Here is a 20,031-nt window from a genome sequence, read left to right on the forward strand (position 1 = left end):
AACGCCTCCCTATCGGACCATCAGCGTGACATTGCCAGCAGCTATTATGATGGTTATAGCAAGAAAAAACATGATAGAAACCGTCATTAGTGCTGCAAAGATAAACATGACACTTTTACCTATAATTCCTAAACACTCTACGATTGGTCCTCCGCCTAGCGGCTGCAGCAAGGCAGATGCCATACTGTAAATGAAAGCTAAGATTAATACTTTGATAGCTGGGAATATGGCAATCAGCAATAAGAGTGCCGCACCTATTATTCCAACCGAATTCTTCAGGAGTATGGAGGCACTCATGACTGTATCCGTTGCATCCGTAAACATTCTACCTACTACCGGAATAAAATTGCCCGTAATAAATTTTGCAGTCTTTATAGTAATTCCATCAGCTACTGCTGCTGTTGCTCCCTGAACACTCATAACTCCAAGAAAGACGGTAAAGAAGAATGCTAATGAGCCAATGCTTATATTTCTCAGCAGCTTTGCTAACTGAGTAACTTTGTGATGTTCTGACATTGTAGAGACGATACTTAATAAAGCAGATAAAAAAAGCAGAGGAAGTACAAAATTTTTAATAAGCAGACCGCTCGTGTTAACTAAAAATAAGATGACTGGATGGAAAAAGGCGACAGAAGCTATACTTCCTACAGTCGCCATCAAAGCCAGAAGAAGAGGAATGAGTGCAATCATAAAACTGAGCATCGTATCTATCGCTTCAACAGCATATGAAATGGCCACATGAAAACTATTAAGTGCCAATATAATCAAAACCATATAGATAATCGAATAAGCAACCTTAGATATTGCTGATTTATCAAATGCATTTTGTATAGATTGCAAAAGCATGCTGAATACTGTCAGTAATATTAAGGTACCGAGAAGTTTTCCATGAACAGCCATTTCATGGAACATAAATTTTAATAGACCTATCATGTAGGCTTTTATAGAGAATTCTTTATCACCTTTTACAAATTCAAAAAATGTACCTTTTTGGCTCTCCGGCAAGAAACCTCCGTATTCATTAGAGACGCTGTCCCAAAAATCTTTAATTTCATCAAGTTCCATGGATGAGATCTGATGCTCTACTATTTCAGAAGTGAAAGATTCCGCAGAAACAGATGCATGGCTGCCGAAAGTCATCGTAATCACGTATATTAGCAAAAAAAAGCTTGTCCGCATCATACTTCTCCTCATCCTTACGACCCGCTTTCTTATTTGGGAATAAGCGTCAGCACTGTTTCAATAATTACCGTTAAAATTGGAATTGCCATGACTAAAATTAGTATCTTTCCTCCAAGCTCTATCTTTGATGCAATTGCCCCTTGCCCGGCATCTCTCGTAATCTGAGCCCCAAATTCTGCAATATAAGCAATTCCAATAATTTTTAATAATGTTTCAACATAAACCATATTTACATTGGCATTAACTGCCAGCCTTTGAAGCATCGTTATAACCTGTCCGATCTTATCAATCAGGAATAAAAAAATTCCCGCGCCTACCATAAGGGTGATCAAAAAAGCAAAATTCGCTTTCTGCTCTTTCAGGACTAAGGCTAAGAAAGCTGCGACCAGTCCAAAACCAACTATTTGGATAATTTCCAATTGGTCTCCCTCCTTAGTTCTGAAACAAAAAGACTCCTTTTACTTTCTGAAAAAGATCATCAAGCAAAGTGATCACCATGAATAAAGCGACTACAAACCCCAATAAAGTTACCCAATGTGCATAATCTTCTTTTCCAATCATTTTTAAGACGGTATGCAGCATAGCCACAATTATTCCTAAACCAGCGATTTGAAACACTGCGTTTACATCAAGTCCCATGTAAAGTTCCCCCTGTTACATTAAAAGGATTACGATTAAAAGTCCCATCAGTACTCCGAGACTTTTGCACATTTTTTCATAACGCTCCTGTATATCTCTTGCTTCTTTTTCTTCACGATTCAAATGAGCAAGGGTCAGTTGAATTTGCTTTTGCTGATGTTCTTTATCGTGTCTGCCAAGGGTAGATCCAAACTGGCGAAGCACTTCGATCTCCCCGCTTTTAAACGATGTTTCCTTTGCCAAAACATCCAGCTGGCATTCCCAAGCTTCTTGAACAGTATAGTGTCCATCATTTAACAATTCAGAAATTGTTAGAAAAAAGGAAGATAACGGCACTTTTAAAGGTTTTCCTATATGTTGAAACGCTTCACCGAGCGGAGTTGAACCATACATGATCTCAGCTTCTAATGCTTGCAGTGTAACCTTTAGTTCTCGAAGCCGCTTCGGTCTCTCTCTGATACGCTTTGCCCATTCGAAACCAAATATCGTTGTAGCTGACAAAATAGCAAGGGCACCGATCCAGCTCATCATGCCGCACCGCCTGACGACCGGTAGATCTCATTAAATGAACCATCATAAATACGCTGAATCGTACCTGGTCCATTTTCGCGGCTTAAAATAACATATCTTTGAAACAATGAAAGACCAGATAAAGGTTTCATCACCGGTCTTTTAAGAGCATCTTCCAAACTGCTGCCATGCGCCGTGAAAATCATCTGCACACCTGCATGCATAGCCTCCTGAATTGCTTCACCATCTTCTTTTCTTCCTATTTCATCCACAATTAAGACTTGAGGACTCATTGATCGAATGAGCATCATCATTCCTTCAGCTTTTGGACAGGCATCAAGCACATCGACTCGTTTACCAAGTGAATGCTGAGGGATTCCTTTAATAGATCCTGCAATCTCAGAACGCTCGTCCACGATCCCGACTTTAAAAGATGGAATGTTTTTTTGTTTTATTCCGCAGCTGACCAGTCTTGCAATATCTCTTAAAAGAGTCGTTTTCCCTGTCTGCGGAGGTCCGATAAGCAAGGTATTGTGCCAATTTTTTTGAAAAAGATAGGGAACAAGCGGCTCGGCAATACCTATTTTTTCTCTGGCAATCCTGATATTAAAAGAGCTTATTTCTTTAATGGCTTTTACAAATCCCTGCTCTGTTATTACTTTTCCAGCAAGACCTACACGATGACCGCCAGAAATCGTAATATATCCGCGTTTTAGTTCTTCTTCTAATGCATATAACGAGTGCTGGCTCAGCCGATTAAGAAGAACTTGTGCTTCTTCTGCAGATACTGGCTTATGAGATGGATAGATCGGATTACTTGAACATACAATTTCTAATGGCTGTTCGATTCTAATTCTTATTTCTTCTACAGATTGAATAATGGCTGCAGGAAGATTGCGTAACATCTGCTGAATTTCTTCTGGAAACAATCTAAATATTTTTTCCATAGCCGGGTCTCCTTTTAAAGGCTCGTACTATAAACGTATGGCTTATCCTTACGCTTTATGCCAATAAAGAGAGGCTTAGTTAAGTATGAGGGGAAGATGTGCAGAAGTTTTTTAATTAGGTCTGATTTAAAATAATTAAGTCTAAGTGAGATAGAATTAGGTCTAACTGCAGGAACATTGAGTCTAAATTTATAAAATTACGTCTTTCGTCAAACCTCGACTTCTTCTTCAAAGAAAGTCCCTTTTTGTAAGCATTATTGCTATGTAAAGAGCCATAAAAAAAGCCTTATTCCGAAACGGAATAAGACTTTCAAATCTTTATTCAATATTTTATGCGCGTGAAACATATGCTCCATTTCTAGTATCAATCACAAGCTTGTCGCCTTGGTTAACAAAGAAAGGCACTTGGACAATCAAACCAGTTTCAAGGGTAGCCGGCTTTGTACCGCCTGAAGCAGTATCACCTTTAATTCCGGGCTCTGTTTCAGCAACAACTAATTCAACTGTGTTCGGAAGCTCAACTCCGATTGTTTCACCTTGGTATGTCATGATTTGAACTGTCATGTTCTCTAACAAGTATTTTAGTTCGTACTCAATTTGAGATGCAGGAAGTTCAATCTGTTCGTAAGATTCATTGTCCATGAATGTGTGTGTATCACCTGAAGCATAAAGATATTGCATTTTACGATTTTCAATGTGTGCTTTAGATACTTTCTCTCCGCCACGGAACGTTTTTTCTTGAATTCCGCCAGTTCGCAAGTTGCGTAGTTTTGAACGTACGAAAGCTGCACCTTTTCCTGGTTTTACGTGCTGGAATTCTAGAACTTGCCAGATTCCTCCGTCAACTTCAATTGTTAAGCCTGTTTTAAAATCGTTTACTGAAATCATGTTTTTTCCTCCTGATTGGTTAACTTATCGTTATAAGAGACTTTGTAGAGTGGGTAAGTGATTCATTACCATCTTTAGTTATAAGGGCATCGTCTTCAATTCTTACTCCGCCAAGACCTGAAATATAGATTCCAGGCTCGACTGTAACAAGCATGCCTGGTTCTAGGACTGTATCAGATTTAACTGACAAAGCAGGTCCTTCGTGAACATCTAACCCGATTCCATGACCTGTCGAATGTCCAAAATAATCTCCATAACCTTTAGAAGCTATATAATCTCTTGTTAACGCATCTGCTTCTTTACCTGTCATTCCTGGTTTAATACCTTTCATGCCAAGCATTTGTGCATCATAAACAACTTGATAAATTTCCTTTAGTTCATCTGATACATTGCCAATGGCCACGGTACGTGTAATATCTGAACAATAACCTTTGTAGTATGCACCAAAATCCAATGTTACTAATTCACCAGTCTCAATCGTTTTATCTGATGCTACACCATGCGGCAGAGCTGAACGATAACCCGAAGCCACTATGATATCAAATGATGAAGAGATTGCTCCGTTTTTCCTCATAAAAAATTCAAGTTCATTTGAAACTTCCCGTTCAGTCAAACCAGGACGTATAAACTCGATAATATGTGAAAAAGCGGCATCAGCAATAGACGCGGCATCCTTTACTATCTTAATCTCTGATTCATCCTTTATCAAGCGCAACTTTTCCACTAATCCTGTAACAGGAACGAGCTTTGTTTCCGCTTTATTTAACTGGTTGTCATATGTACGATATGTAGAGAAAGTAACATCATCTTGTTCAAATCCTAGTTTTTTAATAGATAGCTCGTTTGCTAATTTAGCAACTTCTTCTGGAATAGGAGCCGTGTGCATAACTACACGGTACCCTTTTGCTTGTTCCGCGGCTTGTGTCTTATACCTAAAGTCCGTTACCAAAATAGCGTCATTTTTTGTAATAAGAAGCACCCCTGAACTGCCTTTAAAACCGCTTAAATAGAACCGGTTTGAAGAAGAAGTCACTAGTAATGCATCAATATCGAAGCTCTCAAATAATTGTCTTGCTCTTTCTACACGATCCATATTCATTCCCCCAATTTAACATTGTTGCTGAAAGCCTGCAGTGCAAGTTTATAGCTTTCAAATCCAAAACCTGATATTTGTCCGATTGTAACAGGAGCTATTACAGATTCCCGGCGAAATTCCTCTCTAGCATGTACGTTTGATAAATGAACTTCAATTACAGGGACATCCACACTGGCAATAGCGTCTCTAATCGCATAACTATAATGAGTATAAGCCCCTGCGTTTAAAACGATTCCCTCATGATTACCGGAAGATTCATGTATGTAGTCGATAATTTCTCCCTCTGAATTGCTCTGATAAAATGAGACATGAAAGGAAAGCTCAGAAGCTGTTTTTTCCAGTTCTAACTGAAGATCGTCTAATGTTTTCGCACCGTAAATTCCTGGTTCCCGTTTTCCTAAACGATTTAAGTTAGGACCGTTAATAATAAGAATAGACTTTTTGCAGTCCATAAACGCCACCTCGCCTTTACACAAAAAAAATAGAATGTTCTTACAACATTCTATCATAGCGTTTAATCTTTTGGATAGTTACGAACTTTGTGCAGACTGCTTCTTATCCTGAGCCTCACCGAATCGTTCTCTATATTCAAATGAAATAGAATACCCTATAAAAACACCATATAATATATATATACAGAGTGTTGTTGTAATTGTATTTTTTCCAATTGTGTTTATCGGCTCCAAACCTGGAAAGATGGGATGAAGCAAATAAAACACAATGCCCCATAATGCAGCTCCAAAGACAATTCCGCCCCACATGGATTTAATTTTTGCAAAAGCGTAACGATACCCGATCGCCACTAAGATAGAGAGCAACGCAATAATCAGAATACTGATAAGCTGTCCGATCCATTGAGATTTCCATTTCCCTAATGCCCATGGTGCCAATACGAGTGCTGGACCTACCTTAGAAAAATTCAAGTAGTATGCAATGAAACCAAATGAAGCCCAAATCAGTCCTCCAAAAAAACCTACTCCCACAACTCTGCTCATAAACGAAGATTGTGATTCTTGTTTGTTTTGCTCTAATTGTTTATCGTCCATAAACGAACACCTCCAACACACTATAGTATGTCCATAAAATACCACGTCAAACTATATAGGGCTTATTCAATCATAATCCGTGTAAAAGATGTATAAAATGGGAAAAATACAAATAAATCATACCTTCTGGAGGAATATCCAGCTTTACTGTAGAATAGAAAGTACCTACAAAATTTTAGGCTGGGGGTCCAACATGACAAAAGAGAAAAAACCCGTTTACGGCGGTCAAGCTGTACTAGAAGGGGTTATGTTTGCCGGAAGACACACATATGTCACGGCAATTAGAAGAAACGATGATTCAATCGAGTATTTTGAACTTAAAAAGAAACCAGCTCCTGTGTTAGCAAAGCTTAAAAAGATCCCTTTTGTAAGGGGCTTTATCGCTATTATAGAAGCAAGTATGAACGGTACGCAGCACTTGAATTTTTCCGCTGAACGATTTGGTGTCAATCCTGGTGAAGAACAGGCAGAAGCAGAAGAGGAAAAACCTTCGAAATTTACTTTTTTCTTTAGCTTGGCGATAATCGGTGTCCTATCATTTCTGTTCGGAAAATTCGTGTTTACACTGGTTCCAGTATTCTTAGCAGAAGCTTTTCGTTTTATTGTTCCAGGTCATCTTGGGCAAAATCTTTTAGAAGGTTTGTTTAAGTTTATCTTCTTACTAAGCTATATTTATTTTGTTTCATTAACCCCCGCAATTAAGAGGGTTTTTATGTATCACGGTGCCGAGCACAAAGTGATTAATACTTATGAAGCTGGGGATGAACTTACTGTCGAAAATGTTAAACGGCACTCACGGCTTCATTACCGCTGTGGCAGCAGTTTTATCCTGTTTACAGTACTTGTTGGAATGGTGATCTATTATTTTGTACCATCTGACGTACTTTGGCAAAGAATTTTATCCAGACTTGCGCTTATTCCTGTCGTTTTAGGGGTATCTTTTGAAGTATTACAGCTGACAAACAAATTAAGAGACGTTCCAGTACTCCGATATTTAGGATATCCGGGACTTTGGCTGCAATTACTGACAACAAAAGAACCTGACGAAAAACAAATAGAAGTTTCTATACTATCTTTTAATGAAATGCTTAAACGTGACGCATCCTATGAAAGTGAGAAACAGCAAAATCAAATTGTTTAATTTTAAGGAGGTGAACCTGTTGCAACAGAATAGCAGAAGATTGCATCCTATCATTTGGTTTGTCATTTCACTGGCTGTTGTCGGAATCCTATATCAACTGATCACTTCACCTCGCCAACTATTTACAACCCTTCTGATCGGAGCAGCAGTGGTCGCCGTTTTTTACTTTATATTTCGCAGAACTTCATCAGGAGTAAACGGCAAATATAGAAAAGCAGTAAAACAATCAAAAAAACGGTATGGTTCCAATCAGAAGCCTTCAAAAACTTCGCCGTTATTTACAAACAAGAAAGTTAAAAATACAGCTCAGAAAAAACGCGCAAGAGAACATCACTTAACTGTTATTGAAGGGAAAAAGAACAAGAAAAAAAATCGAGCCTCCTTTTAAGGATCAGGCTCGATTTTTGTATGCAGGATGCGGATATGATTTTCCTGCGATCCAGCTCTGCAGAAAGTGTTCTGCCCTGTCATACCCAAACTGATAGAGTTCATTTTTCGCTTCAGCAGACAACTGAAAGTCGATAACTGATACATGTTTAACAGGCATAAATATAATATCTCTCGCATCGTGTGAATCAATGTAGCGATTATCATGTGCTTGCATCATGGTTTCAAACAAAGCTTTAAAAAGCTGTACTGCATTCTTAACCTGATGTGTCGGAATATGATCATTGATATAGGAACTGAGCTGAAAACCTAGCACAGGGCGTATTGGCACCCGGTCTTTTCTTTGAAAAAGCCACATCGGAAAATTACTCAAGACACCGCCATCGACAATATAGCTTTTTTGTCCAACCCGATTGAACAGCTTAATAGGATAAAAGAAGTAAGGAAGGCTGCAGCTCATCCGAACAGCCCTGGCTATTGGAAACCGTTCTGGAAGCAAACCGTATTCTTCAAGATCATCCGGAAGAACAATAAGTCTCCCACGGGTTATATCTGATGCGATAATCTTTAAACTTCCATAAGGAATATCAGCAAACGTTACGATTCCCCGGTTAGCCAAAAGGGTTGCCACCCAATTTTCTAAATAATCTCCTTTAAACAGACCTAGTTTCCAATAAAGCTTTAACCAGTTCATAAACGGAATGGGAACCTTACTTGTGTCCAAGAACTTTTTAAAATCAAGTGTATCAATAATCCTTTTCATTTCATCAGCTTTATACCCGGCTTTTACTAAAGCTGCCATTAACGCACCGGCACTTGTCCCCGCTACCCTTTCAAAAGAAAGTCCTCTGTGTTCTGCAGCCTCAACCGCACCGATCAACGAGAGAGCTTTAATTCCTCCACCTGAAAATACGCCGTCTATTCGCATTGACCATCTCCTCCACTACTATCCTAATCGCATGAAGATGTCCTTTATAACCAATTTTTTCAAAATAAAAAACAACCATAAAAAATTATGATTGTCCTTGTTCTTCGTTTTTAGCTTGCACTTCTCTTAATTCATTCAGGCGATCTTTGTCTTCTTCAAAGAATTGCACGAGATCTCCTATCCGATCAATAGCGTTCCAGCTTAAGTGGTGCTCGATTCCTTCAACATCTTGAAAGATGTTTTCCTCATCTACCCCGATTACCTTCAAAAATTCTTCTAATAATTCATGTCTGTATACTAAACGCTTACCTAGTTTTTTTCCATTCGGCGTTAAAACAAAGCCTCTGTATTTTTCATAAACGACATACTTGCCTTTGTCGAGTTTCTGAATCATTTTGGTTACAGAAGAGGGATGTACCTCAAGGTTTTCTGCAAGATCTGATACTCTTGCATATCCTTTCTCTTCTATTAGGGCATAGATGCGTTCAATATAATCTTCCATACTTGGGGTTGGCGGCAAAATGTTCCCTCCCTATAATAAAACCAATTGGTCTCTATAAAAAGGATACTATAGAAATGTTTGAGTGACAAGGGAATACCCTTTACCTGAATATTACGTAAAATACTCAATCTCGGCTTGCGGAAACATGGTATTAATATAATTTTCTACCGTCTCTCGCAGATTTGTGGCTTGATCGTCTTGATACACATACTTGCCTATTCCATATTTGCCCCACTTGTATTTACGTTCTTCCTCGTTCATTTCGAGCTTGCTTTTCGGATAATTTTTTTCGATTACCCTTTTGGCGGGCTTTGTAAAACGGTGCTGAATCAGTTCAAAAGTTAAATCGTTTGTTAAATGTTTTGGGAGCTTAGCCTCTAATATATCAAAAAGCTCTTTATACCCCTCTTCCCAATCCTTATGAAGATAAAGCGGTGCCACAATAAAACCTAATGGGTATCCGGCTTCAGCTACTTTTATGGCAGCATTGATTCTTTCCTCTAATGGGCTTGTGCCTAATTCAAAGTTTTTGATTACATAATGTGAATTAATACTAAATCGAAACCTTGTCCGTCCTTGATGATTGGCGTCCAGCAAATGATCAACATGATGATATTTCGTTGTGAAACGAAGTCTTCCTAAGTCCGTTTGACCAAAAAATTCAATCGCTTTTTTCAGAGAGTGGGTAAGGTGATCAATTCCAACGATATCTGATGTACATGACGCCTCAAACCGCGTAACCTCTGGTGCTCTTTCCTGCATATACTTTTCAGCCTGAGCAAAGATTTCGTCTGTGTTTACATAAGTTCTTAAATAAGGCTTGCTGCCAAGGGTGGTTTGCAGATAACAATAATGACAATGTCCCATACATCCAGTTGCAAGAGGTATTGCATATTCAGCTGACGGTTTTGACGTATCAAATTTTAAAGTTTTTCGAATACCGACAACAAGCGTTGACTTTGCGGTTCTGTACTTTTGAAAATCGTTATCTCCAGGCAAGTCACGTATTTGATTATGTGAAGTTGTCTCTCTTATTTCAACTTCGAGCTTACTGAACTTATCGAAAAGCTCTTTGCCTAATGGATATTCAAGTGCACGCGGTTCAAAATAAATGAGCTGTGGCATAAACGGTTTATTAGCACCGGCCATTTTACATACCCCCAAAATTCACAAATGATGAGGTTAGTATGTCCTAATATTGGCAAATGAAAAGAAGGAACCATTTCCAGTTCCTTCTTGCAATTCGTTTATAGTCCGCACTTTAATTGTGCATTACAGTTCGTACAAGTATTGCAGCCGCCGATTTCTTTTACTTTTCCCTTTCGGCAGACAGGACATGTGTTGCCTACTTCGTTACCGATTGTAACATCTGTTGAACGAAGGTCAGTAATCGTATCAAGAATGACGACTTTTTTCTTTTCTTCTTCCATTCCAAGGTCGATCTCAGTTTGTTCAAATGTTTCTTCAGCTTTAAGAGTCAGAACTTGCGCATCACGGCTTCCATCAACATAAACAGTTCCGCCTTTTGCGCCGCCTTTATACAAACGCTCATAAACTTTCTGAACTTGATCAACTGTATATCCTTTTGGTGCATTTACCGTTTTGGAGATTGAACTGTCCACCCAGCGCTGAATGACACATTGTGTATCCGCATGTGCTTCTGGGGCAAGCTCCATCGCTGCAACAAACCATTCAGGAAGTTCATTTTCATTAGCTTCCGGATTATTATCGAGATATTCTTTTACAATATCAGCTTTCACTTCAATAAACTTCCCAAGGCGTCCACTGCGGAAGTATGAGAATGAGAAGTAAGGCTCTAGCCCTGTTGAGACTCCGACCATGGTCCCGGTGCTTCCAGTAGGAGCCACCGTTAACAAATGGGAGTTGCGAATTCCGTATTGTAAAATATCTTTTCGCACATCTTCAGGCAGCTTTTTCATGTATCCTGTTTCAACAAAACGATTTCGAAGGTCATTAGTAGCTGTTTCTGTCTCACCTTCTAAGAATGGGAAGCTTCCCTTTTCTTTAGCAAGCTCGATCGAAGTTTTATAAGCGGTAACTGCGATCGTCTCAAAAATTTGATCCACAAGTTTATTTCCTTCTTCAGATCCATAAACCGTTTCACAGTAGATAAGCAGATCATGAAGTCCCATTACACCTAGTCCGACACGGCGCTCGCCTAATGCCTGAACGCGGTTTGGTTCTAAGAAATATGGTGTTGCGTCAATTACGTTGTCTTGCATTCGTACGCCGACTTCAACAGTTTGTTTCAACTTCTCAAAGTCGACCTTCTTGTTTTCTTTATCAGCCATATTCCCGAGGTTTACAGCAGCTAAATTACAAACAGAATATGGTGCAAGTGGTTGTTCCAGTTTTTTGTTATCACAGGGGCTTTTTATCCCCTGCTTCTGGAGGTTGATTTCCCTCATCCCTTTTTAAGGTACGACCAGTCAATTCTGGTCCAGCTCAGCATATCTTTTCACTATTAGAAATGGTATCTTTCATGAATTCAAGAAACTTTTTTCTGCCTTTATCTTCACCAAATATTGATGCAGAAATAACTCTAAAGTCTTTAACTCCAAAATTTAATTGTATGTGATGCATTAAAGGGGCAAGATTTGTTTTAATCTTATTATATGGTGTATTAATTACTAATTCTTTATTTTCTTTTGCCCATTCTATAACAAAGGATTTAATCTCATTTTTTACTTGTTGACGATTGTATACGTACTGTTTTGTTGCCCTTTGTATATTCATTTTTGCAGCACATTTTTGTTTACAATGTTTACTTTTAGAAGTTTTCAGACATTTGAATTTATCGCCACATACAACACATAATCTTTCTACTCTAGGCACCTTTATTTTCCCTTTTTGTGTTAGTCCACTTTTTCTTAATCCCTCAATCATTCTTTGTTTTGAAAGACTATTTGACTCCCACAGCTTTTTAGTGTGTCTACCAATTAGTTTTTTCGTATCAGTATTATGTTTGAGAGATAAATGAGGATTTAGTTTGCCTTTGAGTGTTTTATTAATAGTTGTTTCTGGTGAATTGATCCACTCTTGGATAGTAAAGTGGAATGAACATGGCATTTGTTTCTTATAAATATTTAAAAGGTCTCTATATGATAACAATTGGCATTCTACATCAATTAGGTGTGAGACTTTATCCAATATGATTTTCGCAGAAGACAATGCTGTCTTTTGTCTTGATTTAATCTCAACATCTTTGTAAGTTCATTATCCTCGTTATAAATAAAGAAATCCGGTTTATAAATACTCGAACCCAGATCGTACACCTCTGTCTCATAAGTCCATTTCACACTCATGTGATTTAGGTATTTGGCATAAGCGTATTCGTATGAACTTCTTAAATAATAACCAGAATAATAGCCACCATATCCTCTATTCATATAGAAACCCCAATTACCATTTATTTAAATAGTGCTGCGGCCTCTTGGGGGAATTATATTCTGATTCCTCAGTTTCATCCCCTATGCGTTGCCCCTGACTAAACTTTTACATTTAATCTTCGGTTCGGATTAGGATTCTCACCCTTCCCGCTTAGTTCCGCAGTTTTTAACGTGAGGCAATTTAAGCCACCTTACCACACGGATTAGTAGCTACAACTTTTTGTCCATATGCTGTAGCGTTCGTCATGTCATTCGCATTATCGATAAAGAAGATACCAGGTTCTGCAGAGTATGTTGCACAAATGTTGATCAGGCTCCAAAGTTCACGTGCTTTAATACGTTTATAAACACGAATTCCGTAACCTTTTTCTTCCCAAACACGAACATCTCCAATTTCGTGCCACTCATTATTGTAAGCTTCCATTTCCTCAGGAGAGTATGCTTCAACACTTGGGAAACGCAGACTATAATCACCATCATTATCTACCGCTTCCATAAATTCTTTCGTGATTGTTACGGAAATATTAGCTCCTGTCAGGAACTCTGAATTATGAACACTGTAAGTACCGCCGTCGCGAAGCATCGTTTCTGCATCGCGTAAAACATCAGAGTCAAAACCGCCTGTTCCTGGAATATCTTTATAACGTAGAATTCCTTCGTACATTGCTTTTTGAGCTGGTGTTAACGGTGTGAACTTCAGCTTATCTTGTGCGACTTGTTTTATCTTCTCGTCGTTCGTATTTTCAATCAAATAACGCAAAATACGGGGATTTTGCATTTTAGAAATAATGAAGTCAATAATGTCAGGATGCCAGTCTGCAAGCATGATCATTTGCGCCCCTCTGCGCGATCCACCTTGCTCAACCAGATGCGTCAGTTTCGCAATATCATCCAGCCAGGATACTGACCCTGATGATTTACCGTTTACGCCTCGTGCCAGTGCATTTTTTGGTCTAAGTGTTGATCCGTTCGTTCCAACGCCGCCGCCCCGGCTCATGATCTCCATTACTTGCTTGCGATGATCTGAGATTCCTTCACGCGAGTCTTTTACATATGGCATAACGTAGCAGTTAAAATACGTTACGTCTGTTTCTGCTCCTGCACCGTAAAGAACTCGTCCAGCCGGTACGAAGTTCATTTCAGAAAGTTCTTTATAGAACTTCTCGAACGATTCCTGGCGCTTTTCCTCTGTCGTTTCAACAGATGCTAATCCTGTGGCATTCCTTAGCGCAATCTGCTCGTAGAATACTTCCAGCGGCTTGTCCATCACATCGAGTGAACGTGTAATAAGTCCTGTTTCTGCTTCTTCCGGTTTTTCAAGTACTGCTTTGAATTCATCCTCAACTAAAACTACTGCATTTTTATCGTCCCAGTTGACTGATTGAATATAGCCAAGTCCTCTCGCCGGAAATTTCGGATCTTCTTTGACCGTTAAAACAACAAAATCACCCGGTTTGAGTGTTTTCTTTTCTGTGTCTTTAAAACTGTATCGATCAAGCATCACCAGTCGTGAAACACCTTTATGAGTCGTTTTCATTGTGGATGATACGGGATGTACTTGTGGAAATTGTGCTATATCTTGATTAAGAGCTTCGTAGTCGATACCCTTTTTAACAGTGGCAACTGTGTCCATATTTCTCCTCCTTTTTCATATTCTCACACATGGTGAATGTCTATATCTTGTATGTATTTCTTCTACCCCTATACTATATATACGTAAACACCATGTCAAAGAAAAAATCTTGTCAAACTTGAAATCAAGAGTAATTACTAGAATATCAAAGAGAAAAGAATAATTTATATGATTTTATTTAATATTTGGCTAAATACTAGATTTGTATTATATGGAAGTTTTATAATCCTATATAAAACAAAGGTTTTCTCAATATCCTTCTTTTTTATAAAAAAAATTAATTTCTTGACTTCTTTTTGTTTAATTCTTTTCCAAAAAGAAAAAATCGAGACCTCTTTTGAGGTTTCGATTTTCTATTTTTATCTTCTAAAAGTCCATTCGTCATTTCTATATCTTGTGTCTGCAATACGTTCTACTTCAGCCCATTGTTCTTCCGTTAACGTATAGGGAATAAGATTAATATTCAATCCATCTTCAAATCCTTTTTTGAAGGCTGTTTTTGCACCATTAATCGTAACAGGTGAATCTAGCAGATCATTAATAGCTACTGCCTTTTTCTTAAAAGCATCTTGCATTCTTTCTCGCAGACGGTCACTGGAATACTTAAATAAATCAAAGAGTTTATCTTCCTCTAGATCTAATAAAATAGAACCATGCTGAAGGATGACGCCTTTTTGTCTTGTTTGAGCGCTTCCAGCAACTTTTCTTCCTTCAACAACTAATTCATACCAGGAAGGTGCATCGAAACAAACAGCTGAACGAGGATTTTTTAAACCTTCGCGCTCTTCATCGGTTTTTGGAACCGCAAAATATGCATCCAGTCCTAATCCTTGAAAACCTTCTTTAATGCCTTCAGAGATAACTCTATAAGCCTCTGTAACAGATTGCGGCATGGCATCATGATCTTCAGAAACGATTACACTGTATGTCAGCTCCTGATCATGAAGGACCCCGCGTCCGCCAGTTGGACGTCTAACAAAGCCTAAATTATATTTTTTTACGGCATCAAGATTTATCTCTTTTTCTACTTTTTGAAAATAACCAATGGACAAGGTTGCTGGATTCCAGCCGTAAAAACGGATAACAGGAGGGATTTTCCCTTCGCTATGCCATGTTAATAAAGCTTCATCCATCGCCATATTAATCGCTGGTTCACAGTTACCTGAATCAATGTAATACCAATTTTCTTTTTCCATGTTTTCGTCTCCCTGCAATTCTATCGTAACTAGTGTACCAAATTCGGTGATTGTGTCAAAAACAATCGCTTAAATCCTATTATTTTCTTTGCCTATCGGGTCCAGCACCGCTATAATTGGGGTAGATTGTTTAAAGGAGTGCAAGCATTATGGAATGGATAATTTTAATAGTTATTATTGTTGTAGCAATACTTGCTTATGTTGTTACTATGGGACTCTATCAAAAGAAATTTTTAAAAACTCTAAATGAAGAAGAGTTTAAAGCAGGATACCGTAAAGCTCAGCTAATTGATGTACGTGAGCCTGAAGAATTTAAAAAAGGGCACATTCTAGGTGCCAGAAATATTCCGTTATCTCAAATGAGACAGCGATTAAAGGAAGTTAGAAACGACCAGCCCGTGTACCTATACTGCGAGAGCGGATTTAGAAGTGCACGTGCGGCAAACTTCTTAAAGAAGAAAAAATACAGCAACCTGCATCATCTGCAAGGCGGATTCCGCAAATGGACAGGCCGTGTAAAATCAAACTAAAAAAACAAAGCAGCCCATTTCAGGCTGCTTTTTTGTTTGGTTATTAAGCTTGTTTACTGTATTTTAGAATCGGTTTTCTCGCTGCAGTTGCTTCATCCAGTCGTTTTACCACAGTTGTATGAGGCGCTTCTTGCACCAATTCTGGAGTTTCTTCAGCTTCTTTTGCGATTTGAATCATCTTTTCGATGAATTCATCAAGTGTTTCTTTGGATTCTGTTTCAGTCGGCTCAATCATAATCGCCTCTTCTACGCTAAGCGGGAAGTAGATCGTTGGCGGGTGATAGCCAAAGTCGAGCAAACGTTTTGCAATATCAAGAGTTCTTACCCCAAGTTTCTTCTGGCGTCGTCCAGACAATACAAACTCATGCTTACAGTGCTGTGTAAAAGGAAGGTCGAAGTGCGGCTCTAATCGGCGCATCATATAGTTTGCGTTCAGAACAGCATTCTCTGAAACTTGATGCAGACCATCTGGACCCATTGTCATGATGTACGTGAATGCACGAACATTGATTCCAAAGTTTCCGTAAAATGGCTTCACTCGTCCGATAGATTGCGGTCTGTTGTATTCAAACTTATATACATCGTCCTCTTTTACAAGTACTGGTTTCGGCAAGAACGGGATAAGATCCGCTTTTACACCTACAGGGCCAGATCCAGGACCTCCGCCGCCATGGGGACCAGTAAATGTTTTATGCAAGTTAAGGTGAACAACATCAAAGCCCATATCTCCAGGTCTTGCAAAGCCTAGGATAGCATTTGCGTTTGCTCCGTCATAATAGAGCTTTCCGCCAGCTTCGTGAATGATTTTCGCCATTTCTAAAATATGCTCTTCAAAAAGACCAAGAGTGTTTGGATTCGTTAGCATCAATGCTGCTACATCTTGGTCCACAACACGTTTCAAATCTTCTAAGTCAACTAGACCGCGTTCATCTGATTTAACTGTTATCGATTCAAATCCAGCAACTGTTGCAGAAGCAGGATTAGTTCCGTGAGCTGAGTCAGGTACGATTACCTTTGTTCGGTTAAAGTCACCATTTGCTTCGTGATAAGCACGAATCATCATAAGCCCTGTCCACTCACCGTGAGCGCCAGCTGCCGGCTGCAATGTTACTTCATCCATACCCGTAATTTCGGCTAATGAAGTTTGGAGACGGTACATCATTTCCATTGCACCTTGAACAGTTTCTTCGTCTTGAAGCGGGTGAATATGAGCAAATCCAGGGAAACGTGCAACGTCTTCGTTAATTTTAGGGTTGTATTTCATCGTACAAGATCCGAGTGGATAAAAACCAGAATCTACACCATGGTTACGGTTTGATAACGCCGTGTAGTGACGGACGATCTGCAGTTCAGAAACCTCAGGCAGTTCAGGTTCTTCTGTACGCAAATAATCGGAAGGAATAATGGATTCTACATTTACTTCTGGTACATCAAGTTCCGGAATACTATAGCCAACTCGGCCCGGCTTTGATAATTCAAAAATTAGTGACTGATGTTCTGTACGCATGACAACCCCTCCAATACATTTGCAAGCTGATCGATTTCTTCTTTTGTTCTCATCTCAGTTACCGCGATAAGCATATGATTTTTCATTTCAGAATAAGAAAGACCTAGATCGTATCCACCGATAATTCCAGATTCTAATAACTTTTGGTTTACTTCTTTAGCAGAGCATTTAAGTTCGATAACAAATTCATTGAAAAACGATCCTGTAAATGCAGTTTTCAAACCTTTGTCTTCAAGCACTTTCTTTGCGTAGTGTGCTTTTTGAATATTTTGGTGCGCCACTTCTTTAACACCTTTTTTACCAAGCGCTGTCATTGCAATAGATGCAGCAAGAGCATTTAGAGCCTGGTTTGAACAGATGTTACTTGTTGCTTTATCACGTCTGATATGCTGTTCTCTCGCTTGAAGAGTCAATACAAATCCGCGTTTGCCGTCTTCATCAACAGTCTGTCCCACTAATCTGCCTGGGACTTTACGCATAAGCTTATTCGTTACAGCAAAGTATCCGCAGTGAGGTCCGCCGAAACCTTGAGCAATACCAAAAGGCTGCGCGTCACCAACAACGATGTCCGCTCCAAATTTGCCAGGAGGAGTTAATGCTCCTAATGCAAGTGGATTAGAGGAAACAACGAACATTCCTTTATTTTCATGAATGATTTCTTCAATCTCTTTTAATGGCTCGATCTGACCAAAGAAGTTAGGATATTGAACGATAACACAAGCTGTTTCTTCATCAACCGCTGAACGCAATCCGTTTAATGAAGTTAGACCGTTTTCAGCATCTACTTCCACTACTTCAAGGTGCTGCCCTTTTGCATAGGTTTTCAGAACATCTCTGGATTCCGGATGCACGGATTTTGAAACGACGATTTTCTTTCTTCGTGTTTGTGCCGCTGATAACAATCCAGCTTCAGCTAGTGAAGTTCCCCCATCATACATAGAAGAGTTTGCTACATCCATTCCTGTTAATTCACAAATCATTGTCTGGAATTCAAAGATAGCCTGCAGCTCACCTTGGGAGATTTCTGGCTGATAAGGAGTGTATGCTGTATAGAATTCTGAACGTAAAAGCATATGGTTCACGATGGATGGTGTGTAATGGTCATAAACACCTGCACCTAAAAAGGAAGCATAATCCTTCGTGTTTTTATTCATGGCCGCAAGCCTGCCCATTTCTTTTACAAGCTGTGGCTCTGATAATGCTTCTTCGATATCCAGGCGTCCTTTAAAACGAACCTCTTCAGGAATATCTTTAAAAAGCTCTTCTGTTGTTTCAATTCCAATCGTCTCAAGCATTTCCTTTTTATCTTGATCTGTCATCGGCAAGTAACGGAACGTCATTGTTTGTCCTCCTTATTAAAACGATTTATTTTCCACGTTTATAAAATGGTGATGCTGCCACTTTTGCTTTTAAGCGTTTTTGGCGAATTTGCACTTCAACTTCTGTGCCAAGTTCGCTGTATTCCTTGTCAATAAGTACAAGTCCCAGGTTCTTCTTTAGTGAAGGAGATTGGGTGCCAGTAGTTACTTCACCGATCTTCTTATCCCCTTTAAACACTTCATAATGAGAACGAGGAATACCTTTATCGATCATCTCAATACCAACAAGCTTACGAGGTGCTCCATTTTTCTTTTGATCAGCAAGCACTTCTTTCCCGATAAAGTCTGCATCTTTATCCGTCTTCACTGCAAATCCAATACCAGCTTCAATCGGCGTGATATCTTTTGTCAGCTCCTGCCCGTAAAGTGCAAGTTTCGCTTCAAAACGAAGCGTGTCACGTGCACCTAGACCTGCTGGCAGCAACCCATCTTCGCTTCCCGCTTCTAATACGGATTTCCATAGTTTTTCAGCATTAGCTGTTTTTAAATAAATCTCAAATCCATCTTCACCTGTGTAACCTGTTCTAGATACTAACGAAGGGATACCAGCTAGCGATACATCTTCTTTGAAACGGAAGAAGCCGATTTCAGAGAGGTCAGTATCTGTCAGCTTTTGAAGAATCATTTCAGCTTTTGGTCCTTGAATAGCAAGCTGCGCATATTCAGATGACACATTAACAAGCTCTACACCTTCAGTTTTGTGACTGTTTAGCCATTCGAAATCTTTTTCAATATTTGAGGCATTCACAACTAGCAAATAGTCATTTTCATCTCTTTTATAAATCAAGAGATCATCTACAGTTCCGCCGTTTTCATAGCACATCGCCGTATATTGCGCCTGTCCATTTTGAAGTTTAGAAACATCATTCGTCATTGTATATTGCAAGAATGATAGTGCATTTGGTCCTTTTACTTCGAACTCACCCATGTGGGAAACATCAAATAAACCTGCTTGAGTACGTACAGCCTCATGTTCCTCTTTAATACTTGAAAACTGAACTGGCAATTCCCAGCCACCGAAATCAATAACTTTTCCACCGTGTTCTTTATAAGTGTTAAATAACGGCGTGCGCAACAATGTAGCCATGTGAATTCCTCCTTTTTCATACT

At 39.1% G+C, this 20,031-nt stretch carries 20 protein-coding genes and 2 pseudogenes; 3 read left to right on the forward strand and 19 right to left on the reverse strand.

Annotated elements, in window-relative coordinates; genetic code table 11:
- Nucleotides 1-9 precede the first annotated feature (9 nt).
- The 9 genes from spoIIIAE to ABE41_RS12630 all read right to left on the reverse strand — a co-directional run bounded on the left by spoIIIAE (nt 10) and on the right by ABE41_RS12630 (nt 6,308).
- Nucleotides 10-1,194, reverse strand: a complete 1,185-nt coding sequence (spoIIIAE, locus tag ABE41_RS12590; protein ID WP_066290826.1) for a stage III sporulation protein AE — start codon at nt 1,192-1,194, stop codon at nt 10-12.
- 17 nt (nt 1,195-1,211) lie between these two features.
- Nucleotides 1,212-1,601: a stage III sporulation protein AD gene (spoIIIAD, locus tag ABE41_RS12595; protein ID WP_066290828.1), complete on the reverse strand. Its 390-nt coding sequence runs from the start codon at nt 1,599-1,601 to the stop codon at nt 1,212-1,214.
- A gap of 13 nt (nt 1,602-1,614) precedes the next feature.
- Nucleotides 1,615-1,821 carry a stage III sporulation protein AC gene (gene spoIIIAC, locus ABE41_RS12600; RefSeq protein ID WP_066290831.1) on the reverse strand — a complete coding sequence of 69 codons (207 nt, stop codon included), beginning with the start codon at nt 1,819-1,821 and terminating at the stop codon, nt 1,615-1,617.
- 15 nt (nt 1,822-1,836) lie between these two features.
- A complete protein-coding gene (spoIIIAB, locus tag ABE41_RS12605; RefSeq protein ID WP_066290832.1) occupies nt 1,837-2,352 on the reverse strand; it encodes a stage III sporulation protein SpoIIIAB in 516 nt (171 codons plus the stop codon).
- The gene (spoIIIAA, locus tag ABE41_RS12610) at nt 2,349-3,278 is read right to left on the reverse strand and encodes a stage III sporulation protein AA (protein ID WP_066290833.1); all 930 of its coding nucleotides are present in this window, start codon (nt 3,276-3,278) and stop codon (nt 2,349-2,351) included. Before spoIIIAA ends, spoIIIAB begins: the two co-directional genes overlap by 4 nt.
- 330 nt (nt 3,279-3,608) lie before the next feature.
- A complete protein-coding gene (efp, locus tag ABE41_RS12615) occupies nt 3,609-4,166 on the reverse strand; it encodes an elongation factor P (RefSeq protein WP_066290836.1) in 558 nt (185 codons plus the stop codon).
- Nucleotides 4,167-4,185: 19 nt separating this feature from the next.
- On the reverse strand, nt 4,186-5,259 hold the full coding sequence (locus ABE41_RS12620) for a M24 family metallopeptidase (RefSeq protein ID WP_066290839.1): 1,074 nt from the start codon (nt 5,257-5,259) through the stop codon (nt 4,186-4,188).
- Nucleotides 5,260-5,261: 2 nt separating this feature from the next.
- Complete coding sequence (gene aroQ, locus ABE41_RS12625; RefSeq protein WP_066290842.1) at nt 5,262-5,714, reverse strand: type II 3-dehydroquinate dehydratase; 453 nt, start codon at nt 5,712-5,714, stop codon at nt 5,262-5,264.
- A 78-nt stretch (nt 5,715-5,792) separates the two neighbouring features.
- Complete coding sequence (locus tag ABE41_RS12630) at nt 5,793-6,308, reverse strand: YqhR family membrane protein (RefSeq protein WP_066290844.1); 516 nt, start codon at nt 6,306-6,308, stop codon at nt 5,793-5,795.
- A gap of 193 nt (nt 6,309-6,501) precedes the next feature.
- Between ABE41_RS12630 and ABE41_RS12635 the strand changes: the two genes are divergently transcribed.
- Together ABE41_RS12635 and ABE41_RS12640 are read left to right on the forward strand one after the other, a co-directional pair.
- On the forward strand, nt 6,502-7,449 hold the full coding sequence (locus ABE41_RS12635) for a DUF1385 domain-containing protein (protein ID WP_066290846.1): 948 nt from the start codon (nt 6,502-6,504) through the stop codon (nt 7,447-7,449).
- 19 nt (nt 7,450-7,468) lie between these two features.
- Nucleotides 7,469-7,837 carry an SA1362 family protein gene (locus ABE41_RS12640; protein ID WP_066290849.1) on the forward strand — a complete coding sequence of 123 codons (369 nt, stop codon included), beginning with the start codon at nt 7,469-7,471 and terminating at the stop codon, nt 7,835-7,837.
- A gap of 3 nt (nt 7,838-7,840) precedes the next feature.
- On the opposite strand, the gene ABE41_RS12645 is transcribed toward ABE41_RS12640, so the two are convergent.
- From ABE41_RS12645 to ABE41_RS12675, 7 genes and pseudogenes are all read right to left on the reverse strand, one after another.
- Nucleotides 7,841-8,764 carry a patatin-like phospholipase family protein gene (locus ABE41_RS12645; protein ID WP_066290854.1) on the reverse strand — a complete coding sequence of 308 codons (924 nt, stop codon included), beginning with the start codon at nt 8,762-8,764 and terminating at the stop codon, nt 7,841-7,843.
- Between the two features lie 85 nt (nt 8,765-8,849).
- Nucleotides 8,850-9,266: a transcriptional regulator MntR gene (gene mntR / locus ABE41_RS12650; protein WP_066294827.1), complete on the reverse strand. Its 417-nt coding sequence runs from the start codon at nt 9,264-9,266 to the stop codon at nt 8,850-8,852.
- 111 nt (nt 9,267-9,377) lie between these two features.
- Complete coding sequence (gene splB / locus ABE41_RS12655) at nt 9,378-10,415, reverse strand: spore photoproduct lyase (protein WP_066290855.1); 1,038 nt, start codon at nt 10,413-10,415, stop codon at nt 9,378-9,380.
- Between the two features lie 98 nt (nt 10,416-10,513).
- Nucleotides 10,514-11,641 (reverse strand): annotated as a pseudogene (locus ABE41_RS12660) (vitamin B12-dependent ribonucleotide reductase); the annotation flags it as partial.
- A gap of 91 nt (nt 11,642-11,732) precedes the next feature.
- Nucleotides 11,733-12,398: a restriction endonuclease gene (locus tag ABE41_RS21255; protein ID WP_253805336.1), complete on the reverse strand. Its 666-nt coding sequence runs from the start codon at nt 12,396-12,398 to the stop codon at nt 11,733-11,735.
- Between the two features lie 468 nt (nt 12,399-12,866).
- Nucleotides 12,867-14,309 (reverse strand): annotated as a pseudogene (locus ABE41_RS12670) (vitamin B12-dependent ribonucleotide reductase); the annotation flags it as partial.
- Nucleotides 14,310-14,668: 359 nt separating this feature from the next.
- On the reverse strand, nt 14,669-15,505 hold the full coding sequence (locus ABE41_RS12675; protein WP_066290857.1) for a lipoate--protein ligase family protein: 837 nt from the start codon (nt 15,503-15,505) through the stop codon (nt 14,669-14,671).
- 149 nt (nt 15,506-15,654) lie between these two features.
- Here ABE41_RS12675 and ABE41_RS12680 point away from each other — a divergent pair, with 149 nt between their 5' ends.
- On the forward strand, nt 15,655-16,035 hold the full coding sequence (locus tag ABE41_RS12680; protein ID WP_066290860.1) for a rhodanese-like domain-containing protein: 381 nt from the start codon (nt 15,655-15,657) through the stop codon (nt 16,033-16,035).
- Between the two features lie 43 nt (nt 16,036-16,078).
- Here the strand turns inward: ABE41_RS12680 and gcvPB are convergent, their stop codons facing one another.
- Genes gcvPB through gcvT form a run of 3 tightly spaced genes read right to left on the reverse strand, consistent with a single transcriptional unit; the run spans nt 16,079 to nt 20,008 of the window.
- Complete coding sequence (gene gcvPB, locus ABE41_RS12685) at nt 16,079-17,542, reverse strand: aminomethyl-transferring glycine dehydrogenase subunit GcvPB (RefSeq protein WP_066290862.1); 1,464 nt, start codon at nt 17,540-17,542, stop codon at nt 16,079-16,081.
- Nucleotides 17,518-18,882 carry an aminomethyl-transferring glycine dehydrogenase subunit GcvPA gene (gene gcvPA / locus ABE41_RS12690; RefSeq protein WP_066290865.1) on the reverse strand — a complete coding sequence of 455 codons (1,365 nt, stop codon included), beginning with the start codon at nt 18,880-18,882 and terminating at the stop codon, nt 17,518-17,520. The genes gcvPB and gcvPA overlap by 25 nt, the downstream gene beginning before the upstream one ends.
- Nucleotides 18,883-18,907: 25 nt before the next feature.
- Nucleotides 18,908-20,008 carry a glycine cleavage system aminomethyltransferase GcvT gene (gene gcvT, locus ABE41_RS12695; protein ID WP_066290867.1) on the reverse strand — a complete coding sequence of 367 codons (1,101 nt, stop codon included), beginning with the start codon at nt 20,006-20,008 and terminating at the stop codon, nt 18,908-18,910.
- Nucleotides 20,009-20,031 lie beyond the last annotated feature (23 nt).

It is taken from the genome of Fictibacillus arsenicus (assembly GCF_001642935.1).
Lineage (GTDB): Bacteria > Bacillota > Bacilli > Bacillales > Fictibacillaceae > Fictibacillus > Fictibacillus arsenicus_B.

Coding starts and splice junctions, on each gene's coding strand:
- splB (WP_066290855.1), bottom strand. CDS start 10,415: ATGGCCGGTGCTAATAAACCGTTTATGCCACAGCTCATTTATTTTGAA.
- mntR (WP_066294827.1), bottom strand. CDS start 9,266: ATGGAAGATTATATTGAACGCATCTATGCCCTAATAGAAGAGAAAGGA.
- spoIIIAA (WP_066290833.1), bottom strand. CDS start 3,278: ATGGAAAAAATATTTAGATTGTTTCCAGAAGAAATTCAGCAGATGTTA.
- gcvPA (WP_066290865.1), bottom strand. CDS start 18,882: ATGACGTTCCGTTACTTGCCGATGACAGATCAAGATAAAAAGGAAATG.
- ABE41_RS12620 (WP_066290839.1), bottom strand. CDS start 5,259: ATGGATCGTGTAGAAAGAGCAAGACAATTATTTGAGAGCTTCGATATT.
- ABE41_RS12630 (WP_066290844.1), bottom strand. CDS start 6,308: ATGGACGATAAACAATTAGAGCAAAACAAACAAGAATCACAATCTTCG.
- aroQ (WP_066290842.1), bottom strand. CDS start 5,714: ATGGACTGCAAAAAGTCTATTCTTATTATTAACGGTCCTAACTTAAAT.
- spoIIIAC (WP_066290831.1), bottom strand. CDS start 1,821: ATGGGACTTGATGTAAACGCAGTGTTTCAAATCGCTGGTTTAGGAATA.
- spoIIIAB (WP_066290832.1), bottom strand. CDS start 2,352: ATGATGAGCTGGATCGGTGCCCTTGCTATTTTGTCAGCTACAACGATA.
- ABE41_RS12680 (WP_066290860.1), top strand. CDS start 15,655: ATGGAATGGATAATTTTAATAGTTATTATTGTTGTAGCAATACTTGCT.
- gcvPB (WP_066290862.1), bottom strand. CDS start 17,542: ATGCGTACAGAACATCAGTCACTAATTTTTGAATTATCAAAGCCGGGC.
- efp (WP_066290836.1), bottom strand. CDS start 4,166: ATGATTTCAGTAAACGATTTTAAAACAGGCTTAACAATTGAAGTTGAC.
- gcvT (WP_066290867.1), bottom strand. CDS start 20,008: ATGGCTACATTGTTGCGCACGCCGTTATTTAACACTTATAAAGAACAC.
- spoIIIAE (WP_066290826.1), bottom strand. CDS start 1,194: ATGAGGAGAAGTATGATGCGGACAAGCTTTTTTTTGCTAATATACGTG.
- ABE41_RS12645 (WP_066290854.1), bottom strand. CDS start 8,764: ATGCGAATAGACGGCGTATTTTCAGGTGGAGGAATTAAAGCTCTCTCG.
- ABE41_RS12675 (WP_066290857.1), bottom strand. CDS start 15,505: ATGGAAAAAGAAAATTGGTATTACATTGATTCAGGTAACTGTGAACCA.
- ABE41_RS12635 (WP_066290846.1), top strand. CDS start 6,502: ATGACAAAAGAGAAAAAACCCGTTTACGGCGGTCAAGCTGTACTAGAA.